This window comes from Gulosibacter sp. 10, assembly GCF_900163695.1.
In the GTDB taxonomy this organism is placed as follows: Bacteria; Actinomycetota; Actinomycetes; order Actinomycetales; family Microbacteriaceae; genus Gulosibacter.
This window is the reverse complement of sequence record NZ_FUIC01000055.1, coordinates 1-3,902: the sequence shown is the minus strand read 5'-3', so window position 1 is coordinate 3,902 and position 3,902 is coordinate 1. Positions and strand designations below refer to the sequence as shown.

Annotated in this window: 3 protein-coding genes; all 3 read left to right on the top strand. The window is 73.1% G+C overall.

Features of this window, described 5'->3' with window-relative positions:
• The first annotated feature begins 547 nt into the window (after window positions 1-547).
• A complete protein-coding gene (locus FM112_RS16695; protein WP_140400747.1) occupies window positions 548-1,441 on the top strand; it encodes a LysR family transcriptional regulator in 894 nt (297 codons plus the stop codon).
• A 123-nt stretch (window positions 1,442-1,564) separates the two neighbouring features.
• A complete protein-coding gene (locus FM112_RS16690) occupies window positions 1,565-2,869 on the top strand; it encodes an aspartate aminotransferase family protein (RefSeq protein WP_087009589.1) in 1,305 nt (434 codons plus the stop codon).
• Between the two features lie 25 nt (window positions 2,870-2,894).
• On the top strand, window positions 2,895-3,902 hold a 1,008-nt coding region (gene ald / locus FM112_RS16685; RefSeq protein WP_140400746.1), incomplete at its 3' end, for an alanine dehydrogenase.

Below are 3,902 nucleotides of genomic sequence, written 5' to 3'. Positions count from 1 at the left end.
CCTCGGCGGTAACCCACCGACCAGCCGAGTACGACCAACCTCCTGACCGGGTACAACTAGGAGGGCAGAAACGGGCCGTTTGCCGCGAACACGAGGGGGGTGACCCGCTGTGTGCCCTCCTAGTGCAGATGGCGCCGGCGGACGGTGCGACTTCTGGCGGTGACAGGCCCGACGGCGGGCAGAAACCCCGGCCGGAGCCGTCGATCTGCGGGAAGACGTCCGAAACAGGGCGCACGCGTCGACGACGAAGGGGATAGGCGGCTGCGCGACGTCTTCGCGCAGACGCACCGGCTGACGGCGCAGCCGGGCGCCTTCCGATCAACCGGGCTCCGTTCCCGATCGGCGGAGCCCTGCCACTCCGGCCAGTGTGCGTCTCCTCCGGTCAGGCAGTCCTCCGGTTAGGGCACTCGTCCCGTCAGTGTCCCTTCCGGCCAGGGCCTCTTCCGGCCAGGGCCTCTTCCGGCCAGGGCCCTTTCCGGCCGGGGTCTCTTCCGACCAGCACCCTTCCGATCAGCGGCCCGGCCGGCGCGCTGCGTAGGCTGTGGCCATGCTCGACCTGCACCGGCTCACGCTGCTGCGCGAGGTGAAGCTCCGCGGCAGCATGACGGCGGCCGCGCGCGAGCTCTCCTACAGCCACTCGGCGATCTCGCAGCAGCTCTCGCTGCTCGAGAGGGAGGCGGGCGTTCGCCTCCTCGAGCGCGCGGGCCGCAATGTGCGGCTCACCCCCGCCGCGGAGGAGCTCGTGCGCAACACAGAGGCGATCCTCGCCGCCATGGAACGGGCCGAGGCCGACCTCGCGGCCACGCGCCACGAGCCCAAGGGGGAGGTGCGGCTCGCCGCGTTCTCGAGCATCAGCCGCAGCGTCGTGCCGCGGGCCCTCGCGGCGCTCGCCTCGGCGCATCCGGGCCTGCGCGTGGGGGTGAGCCTGGCCGACCCCGAGGTAGCCGCCGTGCGCCTCACCTCCAGGCAGGCGGATGCGGTGCTCACCGACGCCTATCCCGGTACCGAGCGGCTTACGTCGAGCGGGGTGACCGTCACGACGCTGGGCGGCGACCCTGTGCGCGGCTACCTGCCCTCGGTCGCGCTCGAGGGCGACCTGGATGCGGTGCGCGACGTGCCCTGGGTGCTCGAGCCGCCGCAGTCGGCCTCGGCCCAGTGGGCGCGGCGGGTGTGCCGCGAGCTCGGCTTCGAGCCGAAGGTGGCGCACGTCTCGGCCGATCTCCTCTTCCACCTGCGGATGGTGGAGCACGGCCTCGCCGCGGCGTTCCTCCCCGACATGATCCTGCGCGAGACGGGGAGCGCGCTCGCCCCCAGCCGGTGGCTGCCGAGCGATCAGGAGCGGAGCATCCATCTCGTGGTGCGCGCCGGGGCCGAGTCGAACCCGGCGATCGTGGCGCTGCGTGATGCGCTGCAGACGGCCTTCGACGCGCAGCTCGGCTGACGGGTCAGGCCGCGGACCTGTAAGCGGAGCCGACCGGTACACGTCATCATTCGTCGCTGTTCTTCGCGGTGCCCCGTTCGTACATTGGGGATCAGCAACGGAATGCACGAAGGAGTGATGACCATGACGGCTCTCGACGCCCCGTCGACCGCCGCCGGACGACCGGCGCGGTCCCCGAGCATCCTCGACGGCCCCGCCCTGTGGCCGGCGCAGGCCCACGTGCCGAGCGTGCTCGGCCGGCAGCTCGTGATCGACCGGGCCGAGGGCTGCTACGTCTTCACCGAGGACGGCCGCCGCCTCTTCGACGGCACCGCCGGGCTGTGGCACGCGAACATCGGCCACTCACACCCGGAGCTCGCGCGCGTTGCCTTCGAGCAGATGCGGCGGCTCGAGACCTACCACGTGTTCGCGCGGTTCGCGAACGACAAGGCGCTCGCGCTGGGGGAGCGGCTCGCCGGGCTGTCGCCGATCGAGCGGCCCAAGGTGATCCTCGGCTCGGGCGGCTCGGATGCGATCGACCAGGCCTGCAAGCTCGCACGCCGGCACTGGCAGCGCGAGGGCCGCGGGTCGAAGCGGATCGTGCTGAGCCGCGAATTCGCGTACCACGGCCTGCACGCCTACGGCACGAGCATCGCGGGCCTCGAGTTCAACCGGGAGGGCTACGGCACCGAGTCGCTCGTGCCGGAGACCGCCCGCGTCTCGCACGACGATGCCGAGGCGGTGGCGCGCACCATCGCGGAGATCGGGCCGGAGCGCATCGCCGCGATCGTCGCCGAGCCCGTGCAGGGCACCGGAGGCGTGAACCCGCCCGCGCCCGGCTACCTCGAGGCGATCCAGCGGCTCTGCCGCGAGCACGACATCCTGCTCGTCCTCGACGAGGTCATCACGGGGTTCGGCCGCACCGGCAGGATGTTCGCCGCCGAGCGCTACGGGCTCGAGCCCGACATGATCACCTTCGCGAAGGGCGTCACCTCCGGCTACGCGCCGCTCGGCGGCGTGCTCGTGAGCCCGCGGCTGTGGGAGCCGTTCTACGAGGACGACCCCGCCACCCCGATCTTCCGGCACGGCGCCACCTACGCGGGGCACGCCACGGCCGCCGCGATCGCGCTCGCGCACCTGGACATCCTCGAGCGCGAGGGGCTCGTCGAGCGGGCACGCGAGCTCGAGGGGGTGCTGCGCGAGGCGCTCGATGAGCTCGCGGCCGAGCAGGACGCGGTGGCCGAGGCGCGCGTCGAGGGCTTCCTCGGCGGCGTCTCGCTGGATGCGTCGCTGCCGGCCGAGCAGGTGGCCGACGACCTCGTCGAGCTCGGCTTCATCTCGCGGCCGCTGCGCGGCAACACCCTGCAGCTCAGCCCGCCGTTCACCGCCGCCGACGACGAGGTGCGCGGATTCGTCCGCGCGATCGGCCGCGCCGTCGCGGCGCGATAACGTCCATCCGGAGAAAGGGAAAGCGATGCGAATCTCCGTCGTCAAGGAAATCAAGCCGCAGGAGACCCGCGTGGGGCTCACCCCGGCGGGCACGGCCGACCTCACCGGGCGCGGGCACTCCGTCTTCGTCGAGACGGGCGCGGGCGCCGCCTCCGGCTACGCCGACGAGCGGTACGCCGAGGCGGGGGCCGACATCGTCGGCCGCGAGCGCGCGTGGTCGGAGGCCGAGCTGCTGCTCAAGGTCAAGGAGCCGCTCGCCGAGGAGTACGGCTTCCTGCGCCCCGACCTCGCGCTGTTCACGTACCTGCATCTCGCCGCGGATCGCGAGCTGACCGAGGCGCTGCTCGCGGCGGGCACGCTCGGCATCGCCTACGAGACCGTGCAGGATGCGACGGGCCTGCCGCTGCTCACGCCGATGAGCGAGATCGCGGGGCGCCTGGCGGCGCACGCCGCGGCGAATCAGCTCATGCGGCAGGAGGGCGGCCCCGGCCTGCTGCTGGGCGGCGCGCCCGGCGTGGCCCCGGCCCGCGTGCTCATCATCGGCGGCGGCGCGGTCGGAACGCAGGCGGCGCTGCTCGCGATCGGCATGCAGGCCGAGGTGACCGTGCTCGACATGTCGTCCAAGCGCATCCGCGAGCTCGACGGCATCCTCAAGGGCCGCGCCCGCGTGCTGATGTCCGATCCGCACGTGCTGGAGCACGAGCTGGCCCAGGCGGATGCGGTGATCGGCGCGGTGCTCGTGCCCGGCCGCGCGGCGCCGAAGGTCGTGCGGCGTTCGCAGCTGCCGCTGCTGCGGCCCGGGGCGCTGCTCATCGACGTGGCGATCGACCAGGGCGGCGCCTTCGAGACCTCGCGGCCGACGACCTACGAGTCGCCGATCATCGAGGTCGACGGGGTGCGGCACTACTGCGTCGCGAACATGCCGGGGGCGGTGCCGCAGACGGCGACGCGGGCGCTCACGAACGCGACGCTGCCGTTCGTCCGCGCGATGGCCGACATGGGCGCGGCCGGGGCGCTGGCCGCGGACGAGGCG

Excerpts from the sequence above, each read along its gene's own strand:
- FM112_RS16690 (WP_087009589.1), top strand. The coding sequence starts at position 1,565 with ATGACGGCTCTCGACGCCCCGTCGACCGCCGCCGGACGACCGGCGCGG.
- FM112_RS16695 (WP_140400747.1), top strand. The coding sequence starts at position 548 with ATGCTCGACCTGCACCGGCTCACGCTGCTGCGCGAGGTGAAGCTCCGC.